The organism is Phenylobacterium sp., from assembly GCF_030697305.1.
In the GTDB taxonomy this organism is placed as follows: Bacteria; Pseudomonadota; Alphaproteobacteria; order Caulobacterales; family Caulobacteraceae; genus Phenylobacterium.
The window spans coordinates 1-2899 of record NZ_JAUYQL010000100.1; the positions used below are offsets into that span (position 1 = coordinate 1).

1 protein-coding gene is annotated in these 2899 nt (G+C 67.9%); it reads right to left on the bottom strand.

Annotation, left to right across the window (positions count from 1 at the left end; translation table 11 throughout):
• Window positions 1-2899, bottom strand: a 2899-nt coding sequence (gene gltB, locus Q8R27_RS10485) for a glutamate synthase large subunit (RefSeq protein ID WP_305698972.1), incomplete at both ends; no start/stop codon positions are given.

The following is a 2899-nucleotide window of genomic DNA, read 5'->3' on the forward strand; positions in this document are numbered from 1 at the left end:
CCAACGCCGGCATGGCGTCGGCGATCAGGGTGTTGTCCAGCGCCTTGCCCAGACCGTGGTCCTGGCGGTCCATGTTCCAGAGGCCCTTGGCGCCTTCGGGAGCCGCCGCATAGAGCAGCTTCGACAGGTCGACCCCGCCGGCCTTCCAGTGATCGACGGCCTCGCGCATGTCGAGGCGGTCGACCCGGCCGATCATCTCGTTGATCGTCCGGAAGCCCAGCTCGGCCATGATCTCGCGCAGCTCTTCAGCCACGAAGAAGAAGTAGTTGATCACGTGCTCGGGCTGACCGGTGAAGCGCGCGCGCAGCACCGGGTCCTGGGTCGCCACGCCCACCGGGCAGGTGTTCAGGTGGCACTTGCGCATCATGATGCAGCCGCTGGCGATCAGAGGCGCGGTCGAGAAGCCGAACTCGTCGGCCCCCAGCAGCGCGCCGACCGCCACGTCGCGGCCCGTACGCAGGCCGCCGTCCACCTGCACGGCGATGCGCGTGCGCAGGCCGTTCAGCAGCAGGGTCTGCTGGGTCTCGGCGAGGCCGATCTCCCAGGGTGAACCCGCGTGCGTCAGCGAGGTCAGTGGCGACGCCCCCGTCCCGCCTTCGTAGCCGGAGATGGTCACATGGTCGGCGCGCGCCTTAGCGACGCCCGCAGCCACAGTGCCCACGCCCACTTCCGAGACCAGTTTCACGGAGATCCGCGCGCCCGGATTGACGTTTTTCAAGTCGTGGATGAGCTGCGCGAGGTCCTCGATCGAATAGATGTCGTGGTGCGGCGGCGGGCTGATCAAGCCCACGCCCGGCGTCGAGTGGCGCACCGCGGCGATGTTCTTGTCGACCTTGTGGCCCGGCAACTGGCCGCCCTCGCCGGGCTTGGCGCCCTGGGCCATCTTGATCTGGATGTCGTCGGCGTTGACCAGGTACTCGGCCGTGACGCCGAAGCGGCCCGAGGCCACCTGCTTGATAGCCGAGCGCATGCTGTCGCCGTTCGGCAGAGGCTTGAAGCGGTCGACCTCTTCGCCGCCCTCGCCGGTGTTGGACCTGCCGCCGATACGGTTCATCGCCACGGCCAGCGTGGTGTGCGCCTCGCGGCTGATCGAGCCGAAGCTCATGGCCCCTGTGGCGAAACGCTTGACGATGTCGGCCGCCGGCTCGACCTCGTCGAGCGGCACGGGCGTCTCGGCCGGCTTCAGCCGCATCAGGCCGCGCAGCGTCAGCAGCCGCTCGTTCTGCACGTTGATCGCCTCGGCGTAGGCCCGGTATTCCTCGGACACGTTGCCGCGCACCGCATGCTGCAGCCGCGCGATCGAATCGGGCGTCCAGGCGTGCGCCTCACCGCGCAGGCGATAGGCGTAGGTCCCGCCCACATCCAGCATGGTCCGGTAGATCGGCGCGTCGCCATAGGCGTCGCGATGGCGCAGCACCGCCTCTTCGGCGATCTCGCGCAGGCCAGCGCCCTCGATGGTCGTCGCCGTGCCGGTGAAGAACTGCTCGACGAAGTCGGTGCTTAGGCCGACGGCGTCAAAGATCTGCGCGCCGCAGTACGACTGGTAGGTGGAGATGCCCATCTTGGACATCACCTTGAGGATGCCCTTTCCGACCGCCTTGATGAAGTTCTTGCGCACGTCGTAGGCGCTGGCCTTCAGGCCGTTGCGCACACGAAGTTGCTCCAGCGACTCGAACGCCAGGTAGGGATTCACCGCCTCGGCGCCGTAGCCGGCCAGGACGCAGAAGTGGTGCACCTCGCGCGCTTCGCCGGTCTCGATCACCAGGCCTGTCTGCATGCGCAGCCCCTGGCGGATCAGGTGGTGGTGCACAGCCGCGGTGGCCAACGCCGCGGGGATCGGGATCCGGTCGGGCGAGACGGCCCGGTCCGACAGGATCAGGATGTTCATGTCCGCCAGCACGCTGTCGGTGGCTTCGCGGCAGAGCCGGGCCAGCGCCTCGGCAAGACCGGGCGCGCCGGCTTCAACCGGCCAGGTGGCGTCGAGTGTGGCGGTGCGGAAGGCGCCGTCCAGCAACTGGCTGATGCCGCGGATCTTGGCCAGGTCCTCGTCGGTGAGGATGGGCTGGGCGACCTCGAGGCGCTTGTGCGAACCGGCGTGGCGGCCGAGCAGATTGGGCCTCGGCCCGATCATCGACACCAGCGACATCACCAACTCCTCGCGGATCGGATCGATCGGCGGGTTGGTGACCTGGGCGAAGTTCTGCTTGAAGTATTCGTAGAGCAGCTTGGGTCGGCGCGAGAGCACGGCCAGCGGCGTGTCGGTGCCCATCGACCCGATCGGGTCTTCGCCGGTCTGGGCGATCGGCTCCAGGAACACCTGCAGGTCTTCCTGAGTGTAACCGAAGGCCTGCTGGCGATCGAGGAGCTGGGCCTCGTCGTTAGCCGGCACGGTCTGAGCGGCCTCAACCTCGGACAGGTCCTCGAGCTTGAACTGCGTGTCGGCCAGCCAGTCGGCGTAGGGCTCGGCGCCCGCCAGGCTGCGCTTGATCTCCTCGTCCTCGATGATCCGGCCCTGCTCCATGTCGATGAGCAGCATCTTGCCGGGCTGCAGGCGCCACTTGCGCACGATTTTCTCGTCCGGAACCGGCAGCACGCCGACTTCGGAGGCCATAATCACCGTGTCGTCGTCGGTGATCACGAAGCGTGCCGGGCGCAGGCCGTTGCGATCCAGCGTCGCGCCGATCTGGCGTCCATCGGTGAACGCCACGGCGGCCGGGCCGTCCCATGGCTCCATCAGCGCCGCGTGGTACTCGTAGAAAGCCTTGCGCTTGGGATCCATCAGCGGATTGCCGGCCCAGGCCTCGGGGATCAGCATCATCACCGCGTGCGCCAGCGGATAGCCGCCGGCCAGCAGCAGCTCCAGCGCGTTGTCCAGACAGGCGGTGTCCGATTGCCCATG